General features: G+C 36.5%; 16 protein-coding genes. 10 read left to right on the top strand and 6 right to left on the bottom strand.

The annotated features are described in order from the left end of the window. Positions 1–26: 26 nt before the first annotated feature. Together LK994_RS14330 and LK994_RS14325 are read right to left on the bottom strand one after the other, a co-directional pair. A complete protein-coding gene (locus LK994_RS14330; protein WP_229760785.1) occupies positions 27–761 on the bottom strand; it encodes a DUF6498-containing protein in 735 nt (244 codons plus the stop codon). An 86-nt stretch (positions 762–847) separates the two neighbouring features. Next, positions 848–5,002, bottom strand: a complete 4,155-nt coding sequence (locus LK994_RS14325; protein WP_229760784.1) for a hypothetical protein — start codon at positions 5,000–5,002, stop codon at positions 848–850. A gap of 366 nt (positions 5,003–5,368) precedes the next feature. On the opposite strand from LK994_RS14325, the gene LK994_RS14320 reads away from it, so the two are divergent. The 8 genes from LK994_RS14320 to LK994_RS14285 all read left to right on the top strand — a co-directional run bounded on the left by LK994_RS14320 (position 5,369) and on the right by LK994_RS14285 (position 13,050). Continuing rightward, a complete protein-coding gene (locus LK994_RS14320; protein WP_229760783.1) occupies positions 5,369–6,772 on the top strand; it encodes an FAD binding domain-containing protein in 1,404 nt (467 codons plus the stop codon). A gap of 10 nt (positions 6,773–6,782) precedes the next feature. After that, the gene (locus LK994_RS14315) at positions 6,783–9,047 is read left to right on the top strand and encodes a xanthine dehydrogenase molybdopterin binding subunit (RefSeq protein ID WP_229760782.1); all 2,265 of its coding nucleotides are present in this window, start codon (positions 6,783–6,785) and stop codon (positions 9,045–9,047) included. Positions 9,048–9,054: 7 nt separating this feature from the next. Then, entirely contained in the window at positions 9,055–10,032 is a 978-nt protein-coding gene (locus LK994_RS14310) for an XdhC family protein (protein ID WP_229760781.1), read from the top strand. A gap of 39 nt (positions 10,033–10,071) precedes the next feature. After that, positions 10,072–10,659 carry a TrmH family RNA methyltransferase gene (locus LK994_RS14305; RefSeq protein WP_229760780.1) on the top strand — a complete coding sequence of 196 codons (588 nt, stop codon included), beginning with the start codon at positions 10,072–10,074 and terminating at the stop codon, positions 10,657–10,659. 26 nt (positions 10,660–10,685) lie between these two features. After that, the gene (locus tag LK994_RS14300) at positions 10,686–11,342 is read left to right on the top strand and encodes a protein-L-isoaspartate(D-aspartate) O-methyltransferase (RefSeq protein WP_229760779.1); all 657 of its coding nucleotides are present in this window, start codon (positions 10,686–10,688) and stop codon (positions 11,340–11,342) included. 52 nt (positions 11,343–11,394) lie between these two features. After that, entirely contained in the window at positions 11,395–11,895 is a 501-nt protein-coding gene (locus tag LK994_RS14295; RefSeq protein WP_229760778.1) for a DinB family protein, read from the top strand. A 73-nt stretch (positions 11,896–11,968) separates the two neighbouring features. Continuing rightward, entirely contained in the window at positions 11,969–12,271 is a 303-nt protein-coding gene (locus tag LK994_RS14290; RefSeq protein ID WP_229760777.1) for a hypothetical protein, read from the top strand. A gap of 32 nt (positions 12,272–12,303) precedes the next feature. Further along, positions 12,304–13,050, top strand: a complete 747-nt coding sequence (locus tag LK994_RS14285) for a queuosine precursor transporter (RefSeq protein ID WP_229760776.1) — start codon at positions 12,304–12,306, stop codon at positions 13,048–13,050. 47 nt (positions 13,051–13,097) lie between these two features. Here the strand turns inward: LK994_RS14285 and LK994_RS14280 are convergent, their stop codons facing one another. Together LK994_RS14280 and LK994_RS14275 are read right to left on the bottom strand one after the other, a co-directional pair. After that, positions 13,098–14,645, bottom strand: coding sequence for an OmpP1/FadL family transporter (locus LK994_RS14280; RefSeq protein ID WP_229760775.1), 1,548 nt, complete (start codon positions 14,643–14,645; stop codon positions 13,098–13,100). 60 nt (positions 14,646–14,705) lie between these two features. Beyond that, the gene (locus tag LK994_RS14275) at positions 14,706–15,356 is read right to left on the bottom strand and encodes a hypothetical protein (RefSeq protein ID WP_229760774.1); all 651 of its coding nucleotides are present in this window, start codon (positions 15,354–15,356) and stop codon (positions 14,706–14,708) included. A gap of 172 nt (positions 15,357–15,528) precedes the next feature. On the opposite strand from LK994_RS14275, the gene proS reads away from it, so the two are divergent. Together proS and LK994_RS14265 are read left to right on the top strand one after the other, a co-directional pair. Continuing rightward, positions 15,529–17,007, top strand: a complete 1,479-nt coding sequence (proS, locus tag LK994_RS14270) for a proline--tRNA ligase (RefSeq protein WP_229760773.1) — start codon at positions 15,529–15,531, stop codon at positions 17,005–17,007. A gap of 68 nt (positions 17,008–17,075) precedes the next feature. Beyond that, positions 17,076–17,534, top strand: a complete 459-nt coding sequence (locus tag LK994_RS14265; RefSeq protein ID WP_229760772.1) for a DUF5362 family protein — start codon at positions 17,076–17,078, stop codon at positions 17,532–17,534. A gap of 21 nt (positions 17,535–17,555) precedes the next feature. Here the strand turns inward: LK994_RS14265 and LK994_RS14260 are convergent, their stop codons facing one another. After that, a complete protein-coding gene (locus LK994_RS14260; protein WP_229760771.1) occupies positions 17,556–18,389 on the bottom strand; it encodes an alpha/beta hydrolase in 834 nt (277 codons plus the stop codon). A 242-nt stretch (positions 18,390–18,631) separates the two neighbouring features. Beyond that, a complete protein-coding gene (locus LK994_RS14255) occupies positions 18,632–19,666 on the bottom strand; it encodes a PorP/SprF family type IX secretion system membrane protein (protein WP_229760770.1) in 1,035 nt (344 codons plus the stop codon). Positions 19,667–19,900: the final 234 nt, after the last annotated feature.

Here is a 19,900-nt window from a genome sequence, read left to right as displayed (position 1 = left end):
CAGACCTGTTATTAGTTTCCTTAATTTTATTGAATAGCTTCTGCAGGTATTTTCTGTCTTTCTTCTATCATGCTTTGTTGTTGTTTGAATATAAATACTTCATAAATAGATTTTACTACGCAGAAGATACTAACAACAATAATAGCCACATAATTCGGCTCTATTTTGGTATTGAATATTTTTCCCTGTGCACCAATAACACCACCAAGTACTACTGCAACATGTACCACTAACTGTCTGCCGTCGAAGATGCTTGCAAAGTCGGAAGGGTGTACCTTTTTATAATCCCCGTTTGAATAAAAATCAAAGATCAGTTGCCCAACCTGATTTAATATAAATGCCAAAAGTGTATAGTTGAAAGTTTCATTTCTGAAAATGATCACATTCAATATACTTAATCCACTTCCACCTGTTTTATTTGAAGCAAAAAAGCCAATAAATACAACTATAAAAATGAGGTAAAAGAAAAAGATCGCTAAACGAATAAAAAAATATCGTAACGCTTTACCGATATGCGACCAATGGTTTACATGTATATCTGCAAACTTGTGATTGCTTGAATGTAATTTCACATCGTATTCATCTCCGCGGCAAGCTATTATTTTTATGGCATTAAAAATTGATACGACCAAGGTCTCCAACCAAAAAAGGTAAAACACATAAAAAGGCGTCCATCCCCAATGGATAACGCCCCAGATAGGAACCAGGTTTAACAGAAAAATAAAAAAAACGGATGGTCGTTGGTTTATGTTTGTGAACATATTACAAATGTAAAATTTGTACCGAGTAAAAAAATACCCTTTTGCCACATAATTATTAAATGATTACAAAAGGAAAGGAACAAAATTTAATGTGTAATGGTAAGTTTGGCTCCCGGAGCTATAGTTATTTTAGCCGTTGGGGTTAATTGTAAACTTCTACAAATTGCATTAGGGCTGGTAATAAGAATATCACAATTTTCAAGATAAACATCCGTATTTGCATCCGGGACTACTCCGCAACTCCAATTATCCGGACTTTCCCAGTTGTTGCTGTAGGCGGTATTGTTAATCCACTGTGTTTTAAAAGAAATTGTAAATGAATTACTGATCAAATTGCCATCAACTACACATCTAAATTGGGTGCCTGTTGGGATAGGAGGCAAATAGAATATGCGTAAGTACTGTTCTTTGGTTCCAAAATATGTATTGGTTACACTATCATCTTGCAGATCCACATAGCCATTGCCAGAGTTCGATTGCCATTGATAGGAATTTGCAGGATTACAGGTGTTAACGCCGAATTCTCTATCAACGATCATTTCTGATGAAATACACAATATCGTATCCCAACTATGAAGAGAGATTTCGGGTGCAGGGCTGACAGTAATTTTTACAGTATCGTATGTTGTTTGCCCCAAAATATTAGTTGCCTTTAAATAATAGTCTGTATTTACCGTTGGAGTAACAAGTGGTCTTGCAGAAGTAGATGAGAATCCGGCTGGGAATGAAGTCCAGCTATAAATATTGTAAGCAGAAAACGACCATGCACCTAGTGCAACAGGATCTGGGGCCGGACATTTTTTTTGATCAGGACCGGCATCAGCAAATGTTGACATAACACAATCATAGGGCCTATATTTCATAACTGAAACATCATTGCCATTGGTAGAAAATGGCTCATTAACTATTGTTGCTGAAGTATTGAACCTTCCGGTGAATAATAAAGTATATCTATAATTATCAAACAGCAGGTTACCAAGTGCATTGCCGTACATGATCGGATCACTAATATAAGTAGATTTATATGTCCCCGAAGTGCTATAAATAGTTACAAATAAACTCGATTTGCTAACAGTGGTACTATTATCATTCGGTGTAAATTGTAGCGGTAAAATTGGGGTAGTATTGTAGTTATTTACGGCGCCTAATAGATGTACTTCATCATTGTTTATAACAATTGACTTTCCTTCGCTATAGCTATTTATTGCAGAATCTGCTGATACGGTCCAGTTTTCGGTACCACCCAAATCTGTTCTTGTAAGAAAAAAATTACTTCTGTTTGCAATGATGCCGCCGGTAAGCGTTACTGGTTTTGCTAAGGCTCCGGTTATAAATGAATTTCCTGTTTCATCTACAGCTACATCCTTAATGATTAGTTTTTGGTAAGTTTTTTTCCAGATAGATGTTCCTGAAGCATTGAATTTTAATAAATAGGAGCTATCGCTTATCGGTAGCTGATACGTATTAACGATATCATGTATTTTTACAATTCCTTTGTAATTTCCTGCCAAATATAAATTATTCAGATTGTCAATTCCGATATTAGCATTGGGGCCTGTATTTTCAATATAAGTATTCCATACTACACTGCCTTCGGTATCAATTTTTGAGATGAAATTATTGGTGATTTCAGTACTTCCTCCCGGGTCGGTAAGCGAAATAATATTGGCTATACTGGCGTTTTTGCAATAACTAATATTGGTGGAAAAATATCCGGTAACATAAATTGCATTATTTCTAATTTTTAATTTATCAGGAATTGCTCCTTTGATAGGGTAGCTGCTATTAGGTCTTGCAACAGTATTATACATTACAGTATGCCACAAATAATTCCCAGAAGAATCTAATTTAATTATAAAGCCGTTATAAGCAGAGGCTGCACTAGTGGGTGGTGCAGCAACCAATACAGTGTCGCCATTTGATAATATTAAAAAAGCATCTTTGTTGGCTTCGCCAACAATAAATGTATTACCCGAATTATCTTTTTGAATGTCGTTGAAACTTCCGGACTTCGGAAAATAAATGTACCAGTTTAATATTCCGTTTTTAGCGTACTTCGCCAGATATATGCTATTACCGGAGTTGGGAGAAATGTTTTTCGAGATTCCGTAACGACTCTTGAGTTGGGGAGCATAGCCTTGTCCTGTTAAAAAATATCCATCATCGAAATCAGAGAGAATTTTTTCACTATTTTTTTGTGTGGTGTATAAGTCCTGATCCGGAATATTATTTATATAACATTTGTCTTCATTTGTATTATTATTAATTACATACGGACCTGCTTTTGAAAGAGTATCCCGACAACCATTTTTGCTTATGCTAACTAATTTAACAAGTGTTTGTCCGGGATTCACGTACTTGATATTTGTAGGATTTTTATCAGTACTACTCACAGTGGTTGTACTTTCGTAAAACAACCAATCAAATTGTGCTGCATTAACAGCCCTGCTTTTAAAGTCAACACGTTCCCCGGGGAATATATTTACTTTATTAAATGTAAAATCTGATTTGGGATAATCTTCAATACTAATATGAAAGGAATTCGTAAAAAACATAGATAGATTACTTGAGATACCAGTGGCCATTATTCTATAATCACCCTCCGGAGAAGTAATATTCGATACATTAAATGAGATAGTATTACCATTCCCGTTAGCGTAACCATATGAGTTGCCTATAACATCTAACAGCTCATATCTTACATTTAATTCTGTATTTTGTATAGTGACAACAAGTTTTTGATTTTTACATAATGTTGTATCATTGAAAGATACTGGTAAATCTATGTGCAACGGTGGATAATAAGTAAATCCGTTCAAAGTACTGGAAGAGCAATTGGGAAAAGAAGTAACAGTGATATTGCCACTAGCTCCATTTTCTACTGTAGCAAAAATATTATCATTACTATATGATGCCGAACTGGCTGGTATGCCTCCAATATTTACAGAAGTGAAACTTGCCAAATTGCTGCCGCTGATGGTTAATACTGTACCAATGGTTCCAATGGAAGGAGAGAAACCAGTAATAAGGGTAGGGTAATTGTAATACTGATAATTAGTGAGTGTATCAGTATAAATGCCATTAGATACTACCAGCTTAATTGTGTCTGCTTGTTTGTTATAAACATGAGTGTAGGATGTATTATAAGCAGTGCTGATTTGAGTGTTATTTACAAACCATTTATAAGAATAAACATTACGTGAATGATTGATTAAATTAACAGTACAGCCGTTTCTTTCAACCTTAAAATAAGCTTTGGGTAAAGTGATGGATGCATTAGTGTTTAATTCAATAAAATCATGTCCCCCTGCTGCCCAAAACTGATTGTTTGATATAAATTGAAAATCATTATGAGAATATCCGAGATAAGTAAATTGGTTATTTCTTGGTAAAGGCTCCCATATTTTTCCATTGTCAATAGTTTTGTATATGGTGAAAGCTCCTCCAATAGCATAGCCAACACTATCATTAATAAATTTCATTTTTTCAAATAGATAGCTGGAAACAGTTGGGTCATTTTGTGCAACCCAGGAAAGCCCGCCATTGGTAGTTTTATAGATATATTCATTGTTATCATGATCAAAAACATTTATCCATCCTGTATTAGGAGTTAAAAAATATCCATAGGAAATTCCGATATCCTGCAATGCCGGTAAAGTAACATTTTGCCAGGAGCTACCACCAGTGGAAGTTTTTATCATTTTCGTATAGCCATATTCTTTTGCAATAGCGATTACGTTATTATTATCAACGGCTTCTAAATAATTAAAAAAGCTTCGAGGTTGTATTGCTATAACATTCCAGGTCAATCCTCCGTTGATGGTTTTAAAAATTCTGTCATCATCTATAGCATAGCCAATAGAATTATTTTCAGGAAAGATCATGTCCTTGATCCAGCTAAAATTGTCACTAAATTGTGATTGATAGACTAGTTTGAAAGTACTGCCACCATCAGTTGAATACAGTATTGCAGGTATAAATCCATAGTGCCCATATACTATCAGCGCATTTTTATTAAATGCTTTAACTCCTTCGATACCGAATCCAAAAGTAAGATTTACACTATAGCCATTAAAGTCAACATTACTTAGGGTTATGAATTTCTTAGTAAATGTTCTTCCGCTATCGATAGTATAACCTATAAAATAGGTGAATGCAACATAACCTTCAGATGGGGAATAAAATGATAATTTCTCTATTTCACAGTCATCTTCCGCATTATCAAGATAGATTTGCCTCATTTGAGCCTTAACCTGAATATTGTATAATAGTATGCAACTGGCCACGAGGAATAGTATTCTCAGGCACTTTAATTGATTATTCCATACACATTTTTGCGTAGAAATCATATTTTGTTATGTATTGTAAATAAATGTAAAATAAACTTTTTATACAACACCTTGTTTTTTAAATACATTAAGTGCTTCTGTAAGCAGATTTGTTTTGTCTGACATGTAAATTGGTTTATTTTATTCCTGTTTGTACTATATATAGAAGTTAAAAATTTCAAATAGAGCTATAAAATAAAGAAAAATCTGTAGAATTCGATACTAATACTAACTTTTTTGTAATTCGTTTTTTGTAACTTTATCAAAAACAAAGTCTACTTGATACATTTCATACTTAATAACAAAGAAATAAGCACATCGTTGCCTGCTGGTACTTTGCTGTTGGATTTTATTCGTTACGAAAAAAATCTTACCGGAACAAAGATCGGTTGCAGAGAAGGAGATTGTGGTGCCTGTACTGTATTGATAGGAGAAATTCAACAGGGGGAATTGGCATATCGTTCAGTTACTTCATGTCTGATGCCGATCGGTAATGCTCATGGTAAGCATATTGTAACCATTGAAGGCATAAATGTCGAAGGCTTGAATTTTATTCAACAGGCCTTTGCTGATGAAGGAGCCACACAATGTGGTTTTTGTACTCCCGGATTTATTGTTTCGCTGGCAGGGTATTCTATAAACAAAAAAAATATTACTGCAGTGGATGCAGTGAATGGTAATATTTGCAGGTGTACCGGATATAAATCCATCGAAAGGGCAGCACAAAAGATCACTGATAAAATCAACGAAAGAAAAGACGAAGATGTTTTGGCATTTGCTGTAAAAAATAAATTTTTACCCGAGTATTTTTTAACGATTAAAGAAAGGTTGGCCATTTATTTGTTGCAGACCAATGGAATTGAAAAATCAAATTCATCCAATGCCAAATTTGTGGGAGGTGGAACAGATCTGTATGTACAGCAGCATGAAGCAATGGTGCATGCAGACATTGATTTCATGTTTAATAAGAGTCAGCTGAATGGTATTGAGCAACAAGGAAATAAATGTATAATGGGGGCATCAGTAACTGTTGCGGATATTGCAGAATCTCCGATTTTTAAAAAACATTTTGCTGACCTTGATCGTTACATAAAACTAGTTTCCAGCACACAAATACGAAATATGGCGACTGTAGCCGGGAATTTTGTGAATGCTTCACCTATAGGAGATCTTACAATTTTCTTTTTGTCGTTGGATGCTCAATTGGTTTTAAGTGATGGTGCCACTAGCAGAGAAATGCCGTTGCGAAAATTATATAAAGGATATAAAACACTCGATAAAAATCCGGAGGAATATATTGAGAAAATATATTTTGAGTTGCCTGCTGCAACATCAAAATTTAATTTCGAAAAAGTTTGTAAACGAACTTATTTAGATATAGCCAGTGTTAATACTGCCATCTACTTAAATATGAGTGGGGATGCCATTATCAATGCTGGTATATCTGCCGGAGGCGTTGGTCCAGTTCCGGCATTTTTGCCAAAGAGTTCAGCGTTCTTAGCCGGTAAGAAAATATCTATAGAAACAATGCAAGGATTGATCGATATAGCCCAAACAGAGATCATGCCAATCAGTGATGCAAGAGGAACAGAATCTTACAAACGATTATTATTAAGTCAGTTGATAAAGGCGCATTTTGTTAGTTTGTTTCCGCAGTTGAATGTAGAAGAAATCATAGCATAATAAATTATTCATGAAAAATATTGATTCATATACACATACCAGAGGCGAATCTATTTACCTAGATGATATAGCCGTTGTGGCCGGAACACTTTATGCTGCTTGTTTCGATTCACCTGTTGCACATGGTAAAGTGATCAGTCTGGATGTAAGTGGTGCAGAAAAAAGTGAAGGAGTGGTTCGTGTACTTACACACAAAGATATTACCGGTGAAAACCAGATTGGTGGTATTATTCCCGATGAGCCTTTATTTGCCGATCATCACGTACATTTTTGCGGAATGCCGGTTGCACTGGTATTGGCAGAAACTGATGAACAGGCGAGAGCTGCGGTAAAAAAGATAAAAGTTGATATAGAACTTTTGCCAGTGATCGTTGATCCAAGAGAAGCTGCTGCAAAAGGCGAATTAATTATTCCGCCACGTAAATTCAAGATAGGTGATATTGACGCTGCTTTTAAAAATTGTGAGCATGTTTTTGAGGGCAAAGCTGACACTAACGGTCAGGAACACCTCTATATTGAAACACAGGGTGCATATACCATTCCGAAAGAAAATGGCGTAATAAAAGTATACTCATCTACTCAGGGGCCAACTGCCGTGCAACGGGCTGTCAGCAAAGTAACGGGCATTCCAATGCATCAGTTAGAAGTTGATGTAACCCGTTTGGGTGGGGGATTTGGAGGGAAAGAAGACCAGGCAAATACTTGGGCTGCATTATGTGCATTGGGTACATATGTAACCAAAAGGCCGGTAAAATATTCTTTGCATCGTATGGAAGATATGCGGATGACAGGGAAACGACATCCATATTCTTCTGATTTTAAGATCGGGCTGGATAAAGATTTTAAGATCATTGCATATGAAGCTAGTTTTTACCAGAATGCCGGAGCTGCGGCAGATCTTTCTCCGGCTGTGATGGAACGTACTTTATTTCATTGTACTAATAGTTATTTTATTCCTAACGTAACTGCAACAGCTTATTGCTGTCGCACACATTTGCCACCCAATACAGCCTTCAGAGGATTTGGCGGTCCGCAGGGTATGTTTGTTATTGAAGCTGCTATTGCAAAAGCTGCGGATGAACTGGGAGTAGATGCAACAGTTATTCAACAAAAAAATTTATTGCAAAGTGGAGATGAATTGCCTTACGGACAAAAAGTAGAAAGTGAAGCGAACGAGTGTTGGGATAAAACAATGGCGCATTATAATATCGAAGCGACTAAAAAAGCCATCGAAGATTTTAATGCAAAAAATAAGTTGCATAAAAAAGGTGTTGCAGTTATGCCGATATGTTTCGGTATTTCTTTTACCAATACATTGATGAATCAGGCGAGAGCCCTGGTGCATGTATATACCGATGGAAGTGTAGTCGTAAGTACTGGAGCTATTGAAATGGGGCAAGGTGTAAACACGAAAATATTGCAGGTGGTTGCCAATGTGTTTTCTATCGATCCTGCAAGGGTGAGAGTAAACAGCACTAATACATACCGTATAGCCAATACATCTCCGAGTGCAGCTAGTGCTACAGCGGATCTAAATGGCAAGGCAACATTGATAGCCTGCACTGAAATTCTTAATCGAATTAAGAAGGTGGCTGCAGAAGAATTAAAAACAGATGAAAGCACTATTGAATTAAAAGATGAGTTTGTTTTTGTGAATGGAAAACAAACAGCATTAGATTGGAAAAAATTAGTACTTACTACTTATAATAAACGAGTTAGTTTATCAGAACACGGACATTATTCTACACCGGATATTTATTTTGATAAAACAAAAGAGAAAGGACATCCTTTTGCTTACCATGTTTACGGAACAGCTATTGTAACCGCAACGATTGATTGCTTACGTGGTACTTACGATATTGACGCCGTGCAATTAGTGCATGATTTCGGCACTACGATGAATCCGTTAATTGACAGAGGACAAATCGAGGGAGGACTGGTGCAAGGCATTGGCTGGATGACAATGGAAGAAGTGGTGTATGATAAAAATGGTAAGCTTCGTAGTAATGCGTTGTCAACGTATAAAGTACCGGACATATATTCTGTGCCTAAAGAAATAAGTATTGAGTTTTTGCAAACACAAAAAGATAATTTAGCTATCTTTCGTTCAAAAGCAGTAGGAGAGCCTCCTTTGATGTATGGCATTGGTGCATTTTTTGCGTTGCGTAATGCAATTAAAAATTTTAATGAGGTTGCTGATCCGGCATTTGATGCTCCGATGACTCCGGAAAAAGTACTGATGAATTTATATACAAAAGAGAGTGTGACGGTATAAATTAGGTATGAAAAAAACATTGCAAACCTGGCTCTTCATTCAACAAAGTCTTCAGCAAAATATAGAAGTGATGTTGCTCTATGTATTAGAGAGCAAAGGCAGCAGCCCCGGCAGACAAGGATTCATGATGGCCGTAAATGCTGTTGGTGAAATGAGTGGTTCAATGGGTGGAGGAATTATGGAGCATAAGTTTGTTGAAATGGCAAAGGAAAGGTTGAAGCTAGAAGGTGTAAGTCATGAGGAGGCAACTATTAAGAAACAAGTGCACAGCAAATCTGCAAAAAGAGACCAAAGTGGAATGATCTGCTCCGGCGAACAAACAATTTTTTTATATACCATTCAACAAAAGGATATCAGGTATATTGATAATTTGATCTCATCGCTTCAACAAAATAAGAACGGCACTTTTGAACTTTCTCAGGATGGTATCTCATTCTCTACAGCAATACCGGCTCAAAATTTTTATTTCAAACTACAAAATGAATTTGATTTTTTATACCAGGAAAAGACCGGCTACAAAAATCACTTACATATTATAGGGGCAGGGCATTGTTCTCTGGCATTATCTCAGATAATGAGCACAATGGATTTTTATATTCATCTATATGATGACCGACAGGAGTTGAATACGTTTGAACAGAATGATTTTGTTCATGCCAAAACAATTGTGGAAGATTATACAAAACTTTCGGAGATCATTTCTTCAGGAGCAAATATATATGTGGTGGTTATGACAGTTGGCTATCGTACTGACAAGGTCGTTGTAGAAACATTGGCCGGCAGACAATTTGGGTATTTTGGTTTATTGGGTAGCAGAACAAAAATTGCAACATTGTTCAAAGAATTTGAAGCAGAAGGTCTCAGCGATGAAGTACTGAAAAATATATACGCACCTATCGGGCTGCCGATCAAAAGTCAAACTACCGAAGAAATAGCGGTCAGTATTGCCGCAGAGATCATTCATGTAAAGAATCAATTTCTATAAATATTTTCTTATTTCATTTTAAGTCGTTTATTTTGATGTATGACTCCTGAAAGAACTGAACGCCTGACAAGTGTATTGAATAAACGTCAACCCGATCTAACAGTTGTATTAGAAAATGTTTTTGATCCACACAACATATCAGCCGTAATGCGTACCTGCGATGCGGTGGGTATTCAAGATATATACATCTTAAATCATAAAATTCCTCCGCATAGAAAATTCGGTGCAAGAAGTTCGTCCAGTGCTGCAAAATGGCTGACGATCCATCAGTTTACAGATGCAGCAGCATGTTTTGTCGCCTTGAGAAAAAAATTCAAAAAGATATACACCACACATTTAAGCACAGATGCAGTTGGTTTACATGAGTTAAACCTTACAGAACCTGTGGCGTTGGTATTTGGTAATGAACATAGCGGGGTAAGCGAAGAGATCATTGCTATGGCCGATGGAAACTTTATTATTCCTCAGGTAGGTATTATCAAATCTTTAAATATTTCAGTAGCATGTGCTGTTACTTTGTACGAAGCATTCAGGCAAAAAAATAATGCCGGACACTACGCTGAGCCTAAGCTTGCAGGAGATCAGTTAAATATCTTAAGAGATGAATGGGGTTTTATAGAAGAATGATTATTACTTGATTTATATTTGCAGCTATGAGAGTTTTTGAGGACACTTATCGCCATAAAGGATTGAGAAAAAAGTTGGTTGATCTTTTGAGAAGCAAGGGAATCACTGATGAAAAAGTATTAACAGCTATCAATAATATTCCACGTCATTTTTTTCTGGATAGTGCATTTGACGAAATCGCTTATGAAGATAAAGCATTCCCTATTGGCGAAGGTCAAACCATTTCACAACCATATACTGTTGCTTATCAAACTCAATTACTACAAATCAAACCATTTGATAAAGTTTTGGAAATTGGTACAGGGAGTATCTATCAATCGAGCGTTTTAGCAGAAATGGGGGCAAATGTGTGTACCATTGAAAGACAAAAAAAACTTTACGATAAAACAAAACAATTTATTTTTAAATCTAAATATCCTAACATAAAATTTTTTTATGGAGATGGATACGAAGGATTACCAACTTACGCACCGTTTGATAAAGTGATTATTACTGCCGGAGCCCCTTTCATTCCGCCTAAATTGATACAGCAATTAAAGCCGGGGGGGAAAATGGTTATCCCTGTAGATGAAGGACATCACCAACGCATGTTACGGATCACCAAAAATGCAGATGGAAGTACTTATGAGGAAGCATTTGAAAATTTTTCTTTTGTACCTATGCTTACCGGCAAAAACGGATAATGTAATGCAACCATTTTCTTTACGAAATCAACTTACATAAAAAACATACGTTATGATAGTACAATCACTCTTAGGGGAGTTTCTTCACGAAGCGGAGAATACCCGTAAATTGTTAAATGCAATACCTGATAGCGCTTTAGATTATAGGCCGTCTGAAAAGAATTGGTCTACAGGTCAATTAGCGTCGCATATTGCTGAAGTATATAACTGGTATCATGGAACCCTGCACCAGGATGTGTTTGATATGGCGGCTTACAAATATGATAAAGGTGATATTTCGAAAGCAGCAAACATTGTGGCAAAATTTGAAGAGAATGTAAAACTTGCTCAAGCAGCACTGGAAGCAGCTACTGATGACAGCATGTTTGTTAATTGGAAAATGGTAGCTGGCTCTGATGATCCGATTTTTCCTGTGATGCCAAGGGTTCAGGTCGTAAGGGGCTTTTTATTCAATCACATGTATCATCATCGTGGAGAATTAGTTGTTTACCTGCGTAGTACTGGAAACAAGGTGCCGGGATTGTATGGTCCTACTGCCGATGATAAATTTTAAATAAATTGTCACTAATATTGCAGGAGTCATTTTGAAAATCTCAAAATGACTTTTTTTATTTTAATAAAATTATATGCGTTTCCTTTCTAAATTGACTTTCATCTGCAATTGGTGTTTTATCGCTACCGTTATCATTTTATGGTATGAGAATTCCCATAAAGAAAAGGGCAATTTTACAGGGCTGATAAAATTGCAGCCATTAGAGAGTACACTGGCGATATTAGGGTATGGGGCCATCATTGTAAATCTTATTTTTAATATAGCCTTGGTCATTGGTAAGATGTCTGGTGTTAAACAAAGTATTGCTAAGTGGATTATGTGGTTTAACTTTCTTTTATTATTATTACAGCTATATTATTTTTTCTTCAGCCGATGATACAAAATATATTAAAAGATAAACCCACAAAATTGTTTGTAATTTTTACCGCTTTTTTTGTGGCCAATGCACTCATCGCAGAATGTATTGGGACCAAGATTTTTTCATTGGAAAAATTATTTGGTATGTCGCCTTCCAATTTTACTTTGTTTGGCCAAAGTGGATTATCAGTAAGTCTTACCTGTGGTGTGTTGCTATGGCCTTTGGAATTTGTAATGACAGATATTGTAAATGAATATTACGGTCCAAAAGCTGTTAGAAGGATATCATATACTGCTGTGGCATTGATCAGCTATGCGTTTCTAATGTTTTATTTTGCTATGGCTGTGCCTCCAGCAGATTTCTGGTATGGCACTGGAGTTCAGGATGGCATACCGGATATGAGCAAAGCGTTCAATGGTATTTTTGGGCAGGGGATGTGGATCATCTTTGGAAGTTTGACTGCCTTTTTGGTGAGTCAAATCGTGGATGTAACAATTTTTCATAAAATAAAAAAGTATACAGGCGAAAAGAAAATGTGGTTGAGAGCAACGGGCTCTACATTGGTATCGCAATTGGTAGATAGTTTTATTGTTCTCTTTATTGCATTTAAAATTGGTAAAGGATGGAGCTGGCAATTAGTATTAGCCATTTGTGCTGTGAATTATGCGTATAAATTTACCATGGCAATATTGCTTACACCTGTAATTTATTTAGCCGAAAATCGAATTAATACATATCTCGGAGCAGAAACAGTTCATAAGATGAAACAGGCTGCAATGGGAAATGAAAACGAATAAAAAAATGCCGGATATTATCCGGCATTTTTTTGTATTGACAGCATTTTTTAAAATTTCACTCCAACACTCGCTACAATATTTCCTCTTTGATTTTTTACTGTTGCAAAAGTATTATCCTTATCGGCTAAGCGATAAGGGAAATTTACATCTTTATTGAATGAATGCACATAAGTCAGATCAACAAAAAATCCTTTATTTCGGTAACCTAATCCGCCGCTTACCAGCATTTTGTTTGCTTTTAATGCTGCATCCTTGTAGGGATTGCTATAATAAGCAAACCCCAATCTGCCCATAATGGTATTGAATTTTAATTCGCCGCCAACCCTGAAATTGAAGTTTCCTTTATACTGTTGCTTTATTACTTTGCTTAATGCTTTGTAATAAGCAGCATCTTCTGCAGTTGGGTTCTCAGCGGCACTGAAAAAATTTGATCCTTTGTGATTAACATACTCTATGTCGGCAGTAATAAATGCTTTTTGTTTTCTTACATCCTGTATCTCTCTGAATACGTAACTACCACTTATCATGGCTTTCCAGGGTGTAAGCATAGTATATTTGCTTTCTCCGGGGCGTCCATTTGTAAAGGTGTTGGATGATACACTTTGATACCCCTCATAATTTTCAGTTTGGGCTTCGAGTGTTGTTTGGTGTTTATCTGTTAATGTAAACATATATGAAGGTGTATGAACAGCTAATCCCAAACGGATATATTCTTTAGGACGATAGATTATTCCCAACTTTAAATTTACACCTACCCCTAGCGTACTGAATTCATCAGTGTAATTAAAATAACCAAACTTATTGGTGGTATTGGAAGAGGTATCACTTTCTCTAAAAGTAGTGGTGTTCTTATAATCCATGATTGGCAGACCAATGCTTCCACCAACTAATATTTTATCATTTTTATTCATTGCATATCCTACTGCAAGTTCATACATGCCGCCTTTTGTTTTGACGGTATTTTCCTGTAACAATGCCTGCCCGTTTGCAAGAATAAATTCCGGCAATCCTTTTACCTGTGTATTGCCATCTATGGTAAATGTGTCTATAAGGTAAGTGTATAATGCTGGCGCCGCTGTATAAGGCATCGGAGAATTGCTATTCAAAACTTCATCGATGGTATAGTTGCTTTTTGCAAATTCCTCAGCAAATTGTTCGCTACGACTACTGTAATTATTAAAACCTTTGTAGTGTAATGTGTTATTAAAGTTGGCGGTTTGCGTTACGGCTATACTAACCGCTTCGCTGGTGTTGGATCGATAATTGTTATTAAATCCCACTACTGCGCCAAATGTTCCGAAAGAAAAACTGTTTGCTTTATTTTTTTCAAATGAGCTTCTGAAATCAGTTTTATTGTTATTCAAAAAAAATCCTGGAGTAAAAACAAATTCGCCGGTTCTGTAATTGCCCAGGCCTGCAGGGTTTACAAATACGGCGGTAATATCACCGCCTAAAGAGCCCATGGCGCCACCAATTGCCAGGTTTCGGGCACTGCCATTCTGAGGGAAAAATGAATACCTCAATGCATCTTCCGGTACCTGGGCAAATGAATGTATGCTGAATAATAATAGAATGGGGAGTATAAATTTTTTCATGGCTATTTTTTTAAAAACTGCCGGTAATATTACCGGCAGCAAAGTTTTTATAGGATAGTATTAATTTCCGCTTCTGCTTGGTCTGCTGACAGGAGTGCCGGAACTATTGTTACCAGATGATGAAGAGCTACTGCTGCTACTCGAATTATTATTCGTTGATGGGGTATAGCTACGGGTAGTATTATTGCTATTAGTATTGGTGTTTGAATTATAATTGTTGTAATTCGTATTATTGTTATTGTAGGTTCTTGAAGGAGTAACAGCACCCATTTTTGGTGCAAGTTTATTATTGTTATTGATGCTGTTTGTATTATTATATCCGTTATTATAACTGCTCAGATCTGTTTTACGAGGCGTCGTATTTGGTTTAGCAGGAGCTGGTGTAATGGGATTATTGTAAACGGGATAAGGATAATAATAGGGATTGTAATAGTAGCCATAATCATACCCGTATTTGTATGGATAGTAGGAATAATCGTAGTAATCATAATCCAGGTTTCTGTAACGATAATCATTAATTCCCAAACGAATCACTCTGTCCTGAGCTTCTTGTCTTATTAGATCATCCCTGTTATCATCTTTTCTGTTTTCCTCATATGTACGAGCAGGAGAGAAGTATACGTCATCGGGAGTTTGACCAGATCTGTAGGCCGAAGTACAGCTACTGGCAGCTGCTATTGAAAGGGCAATAAGTAAAAATTTGGCTTTCATGATAGTATGTTTTAACTATTAAAAATGAAGTTACTACTTTTGCAGGATTAAGGCTGCATCGTTAACAGGTTCAAAATCTTTGCCATACAAGTCAAAGTTATTTTGAACGATGTTAAAGATGTGCTAAATCAAACAGTTTAAACTATAAAACAATACCGTAAAGGAACAGGGTATGAGTAAAGAAATAACAAGCAGAGAACAGGATTATTCTCAGTGGTACAATGATCTAATTATAAAAGGCGGATTAGCCGATTATAGCGCAGTAAGGGGGTGTATGGTAATTAAACCGTATGGCTTTGCGCTTTGGGAAAACATGAGAGATGTATTGGATAAGATGTTTAAGGATACCGGACATCAGAATGCATATTTTCCTTTGTTTGTTCCTAAAAGTTTATTTGAAGCAGAAGAAAAAAATGCAGAAGGTTTTGCAAAAGAGTGTGCTATTGTAACCCATTATCGTTTAAAAAACGATCCTGATCATAAAGGTAAATTAATGGTAGATCCTGAAGCAAAACTGGAAGAAGAGTTAATCATTCGTCCTACCAGTGAGGCCATTATCTGGAACACTTATAAAGGCTGGATACAGTCATACAGAGATCTACCTATCTTGATAAACCAATGGGCCAATGTGGTGCGTTGGGAAATGCGTACAAGATTATTTTTACGCACAGCAGAATTTTTATGGCAGGAAGGACATACGGCACATGCTACCCAACAGGAAGCTGTAGACGAAACGGTGCAAATGCTGAATATTTACGCAGATTTTGCAGAAACATTTATGGCAATGCCTGTTATTAAGGGAGTTAAAACAGCTAACGAACGTTTTGCCGGTGCAGTAGATACCTATTGTATTGAAGCGCTGATGCAGGATGGTAAAGCATTACAGGCTGGAACATCGCATTTCTTAGGACAAAATTTTGCGAAAGCATTTGATGTAAAATTTAGCGACAAAGAAAATAAACTGGATTATGTGTGGGCTACAAGCTGGGGTGTAAGTACACGTTTGATAGGTGCTTTGGTAATGGCACATAGTGATGATGACGGGTTGATTTTGCCTCCGAAATTGGCCCCGATACAAGTAGTTATTGTGCCTATTTACAAAGGAGATGAGCAAAAACAACAGATCGATGAGAAGGTGCATGCGTTGGTAAAAGAATTAAAAGCAGCAGGAGTAAAAGTGAAGTATGATGATAATGATAATAACAGACCAGGTTGGAAATTTGCTGAATATGAAATGAAGGGGGTGCCTGTACGTATTGCTATCGGGGCAAGAGATCTGGCCAATAATGTAGTGGAGGTTGCCCGTAGAGATACTAAAGAAAAAATGAGCATGAGTATTGATGGGTTAGGAGAAAATATTATCAATCTTTTGGCAGATATCCAGACAGCTATCTATAATAAGGCTAAATCATTCAGAGAGGAGCGTATCACCAATGCAGATAACTGGGAGGAGTTTGTAAAACTATTGGATGAAAAAGCCGGTTTTATCTCTGCTCATTGGGATGGTACGCCAGAAACAGAAGAAAAGATCAAAGAGTTAACAAAAGCGACGATTCGTTGTATTCCTTTAAATAATACAACAGAAGCAGGTACATGTATTCTAACAGGCAATGCAAGTACACAAAGAGTACTGTTTGCAAGGGCTTATTAAATTAGTGACGCATTTAATATCTGTCTATAGATTTAGTAACTACATTTATAGGAAACAAAATTTATGTCATGGAGCAAAATCGAAACCTGCTGGAAAATGATCTGATCATAGACAGCATTACTGCTGGTCACTTAAAGGAGACAATAATGTGGGCAAAGTTTTTAGGCATTACCGGCTTTGTTATAAGCGCCTTGATAGGAATAGGAGCGTTGGCAGCCGGTACTTTTTTTTCAGGTATGATGGGAGGAAGGTATAGTGGTGATTTTGGAGTGATGGCAGGAGGTTCTGTAATGGGGGTATATCTTTTAATTGCAGCTGTAGCTTTTTTTATGTCGAAGGTTTTGTTTCAGTTTGCAAAAAAAGCGCAGGTGGCTTTAAAAGCATCGGATCAGGAAAACCTGGTAACGGCGTTTAAAAACCTGAAAATTTATTTTCGTTTTTCAGGAATTATAGCAATCGTCAGTTTGATATTTTCTGTGTTGGGGTTAATAGGAATTGCGTTGGCTGCATCTTTTAGCAGGTATTAGAAGATATTGGGTTTGATAAATTTATTGCAGACCTTTTATCCAATTACTTAATCTATCCATCCATTTATCTTCAGTGGTGGTATTGTATAACCCAAATCCATGGCCTCCTTTTGGGTATAAATGCATTTCTGCGGGAACATTTTTTTCAATACAGGCTTGGTAAAAACGTATGCTGTTTTCTACAGGAACTGTCGGGTCGTCTCCGGCATGTACAATAAATACCGGGGGACAATTTTTTGTTACCTGCAATTCATTAGAAAAGAATATTATTTTTTCCTGAGAAGGAGTTTCACCGAGCAATTTAATTTTAGAGCCTTTATGCATAATCCCTTCTGCAAAACTTATTACTGGGTATAGTAAAATAGCGAAGTCAGGCTTTAAGGAAATACTGTCTTTTAATGTGCCATTGGCAATGAAATTGAAATGTGTTGCAGCGGTAGCGGCTAAATGTCCGCCGGCAGAAAATCCCATAATACCGATCTTGTTTTCTTTTAATCCCCATTGAGCAGCATGTTGTCTTACCATACGGATGGCCTGCTGTGCATCCTGCAATGGCCCGATAGACCTGTCAAACATAATGGTATCATTAGGTAAGCGATATTTTAAAACAAATGCAGTTATACCTAATGTATTCAGGGCTTTTGCAACAGCTACTCCTTCATTATCGATGGATAAACGGATATAACCACCGCCAGGGCAAATTATTACAGAAATGCCATTGGGTTTTTCCGGGGCATACATAGTAATCGTAGGCTTTGTAACAAAATAGATACGCCAGGTTCCATTTACTAAAATAGTTTTTTCGGAAAGATCGGTCTTGATCGAATTAGGGATGGTTTGTTGATAGAGTAACATCTCTGAAACTTTTTGCCCATTCACTAAATTGCACAACAACAGTAGCAAAGAATATAAAATGGTTGTACGCATAGCAGATAAAATTTCTTGCCAAAAATACGTACGTATTACCACAAACAAGAAAGCCTTCGTTTTATCGAAGGCTTCTCATGTATCCAAACAATCCAAAATCGCAATATTGTGGTAATGATTCGTGTTAACTTGTTCTGGTGTAATTTGTCTCTGCTAGTAATTGTTTGGTATTAAAATCTTGGACATCTTGTTGCGTTCTTACTGGTATTGTTTTTTTCAAAAAATTTCTGATAGGAGATGCCTAATTCAAATCCTCCCCGGCCCTTGCTGGCAGTTTTTAAAGAAGAAATATTAGCATCATAACTTACAGATACCGCAAATGGTTTCATCTCAATTTTTGTTACCGGGATAATTGCATCATTCATTCTGATCATAGCACCACCATGTAGTAAATATCTTGGTTCTACAGGATCATCTAATTTCATTGAATACATAAAGCCTCCAATCGTTTCGGTATAAGGACCTTGTTTAGAATAATCTGCATGCAGCGTTATGTAAGTATAATCATTAGTATTAAATTTTATACCGGTTGAAAGAACCCACTTTGCTAACATTTTATTGGTAGAAGTGGAGTAAAAAGAAATATTAGAAGGTCTGTTAAAATGGTGGTACGCTAGCCCTATAAAATAATTATTGTCGGGATTTTCCCCCATCTGACTGTTATAGCTCATCCCTACACTTCCGTCGAAATATGAGTAGGTAGGTTTATCAAAAGTTTCTCCGTCACTTAAATTTGGGTTATAAGATGAACCATCAAATTGGCTATTGGTTGTTATTTTACTTCTGTTGATACTCCTTTGAACTAAACCTGCCATGAAACCTATTGATAAATATTTGTTTTTTTCTTCGCTCAAAGATTTATGATAGTTGAATACAGGTAGTATATGCGTAGCCGTTAGTTGAGCTGTGCCCGATTTGTCATATAAGATCTGTCCGCCAACACTGATAAAGTCTTCTCCGGTTCCTACGGGTATTTTGTATTCTCCGTTTAATGAGCCGGTTTGATAAGCATCGGTAACACTATTCCATTGATTTCGGTAAACCATCTGAAGACGTAAGTCTCCGTTAAAAAGTCCTGCCAATGCCGGATTTCTTAATAGGGGTGCTTCAAAAAATTGGGAAAAATGAATGTCTTGTGCTTTGACCTGGGATGCTGCCATTAACAGGAGCAGGCCCAAAAATAGGTTTGGTACGGTTTTTTTCATGTCATTGGATTTTGGATATTCACTAATCTATTCGCCTCTATATATAAACGTATTAGTTTAACATTTAGTATTAAAATTGAATGATTTTTTGAAACAAATTGTCATGCTATAAAATCGGTAAAATTCAATGTCAGCAATAGTTACAGCAGTTTCAAAAATCGTGCCTCATTTTGAAATTTCGATTAGTAGAAATGTTACTACAAACAAAAATCGGCCCATAGGGCCGATCTTGTC

Source organism: Ferruginibacter lapsinanis, from assembly GCF_020783315.1.
In the GTDB taxonomy this organism is placed as follows: domain Bacteria; phylum Bacteroidota; class Bacteroidia; order Chitinophagales; family Chitinophagaceae; genus Ferruginibacter; species Ferruginibacter lapsinanis.
This window is presented reverse-complemented; position numbering and strand designations above follow the sequence as displayed.

What these genes read in the sequence shown, in the direction of transcription:
- LK994_RS14330 (WP_229760785.1), bottom strand. Translation starts at nt 761, where the DNA reads ATGTTCACAAACATAAACCAACGACCATCCGTTTTTTTTATTTTTCTG.
- LK994_RS14325 (WP_229760784.1), bottom strand. Translation starts at nt 5,002, where the DNA reads ATGAGGCAAATCTATCTTGATAATGCGGAAGATGACTGTGAAATAGAG.
- LK994_RS14315 (WP_229760782.1), top strand. Translation starts at nt 6,783, where the DNA reads ATGAAAAATATTGATTCATATACACATACCAGAGGCGAATCTATTTAC.
- LK994_RS14310 (WP_229760781.1), top strand. Translation starts at nt 9,055, where the DNA reads ATGAAAAAAACATTGCAAACCTGGCTCTTCATTCAACAAAGTCTTCAG.
- LK994_RS14305 (WP_229760780.1), top strand. Translation starts at nt 10,072, where the DNA reads ATGACTCCTGAAAGAACTGAACGCCTGACAAGTGTATTGAATAAACGT.
- LK994_RS14300 (WP_229760779.1), top strand. Translation starts at nt 10,686, where the DNA reads ATGAGAGTTTTTGAGGACACTTATCGCCATAAAGGATTGAGAAAAAAG.
- LK994_RS14295 (WP_229760778.1), top strand. Translation starts at nt 11,395, where the DNA reads ATGATAGTACAATCACTCTTAGGGGAGTTTCTTCACGAAGCGGAGAAT.
- LK994_RS14290 (WP_229760777.1), top strand. Translation starts at nt 11,969, where the DNA reads ATGCGTTTCCTTTCTAAATTGACTTTCATCTGCAATTGGTGTTTTATC.
- LK994_RS14280 (WP_229760775.1), bottom strand. Translation starts at nt 14,645, where the DNA reads ATGAAAAAATTTATACTCCCCATTCTATTATTATTCAGCATACATTCA.
- LK994_RS14275 (WP_229760774.1), bottom strand. Translation starts at nt 15,356, where the DNA reads ATGAAAGCCAAATTTTTACTTATTGCCCTTTCAATAGCAGCTGCCAGT.
- proS (WP_229760773.1), top strand. Translation starts at nt 15,529, where the DNA reads ATGAGTAAAGAAATAACAAGCAGAGAACAGGATTATTCTCAGTGGTAC.
- LK994_RS14265 (WP_229760772.1), top strand. Translation starts at nt 17,076, where the DNA reads ATGGAGCAAAATCGAAACCTGCTGGAAAATGATCTGATCATAGACAGC.
- LK994_RS14260 (WP_229760771.1), bottom strand. Translation starts at nt 18,389, where the DNA reads ATGTTACTCTATCAACAAACCATCCCTAATTCGATCAAGACCGATCTT.
- LK994_RS14255 (WP_229760770.1), bottom strand. Translation starts at nt 19,666, where the DNA reads ATGAAAAAAACCGTACCAAACCTATTTTTGGGCCTGCTCCTGTTAATG.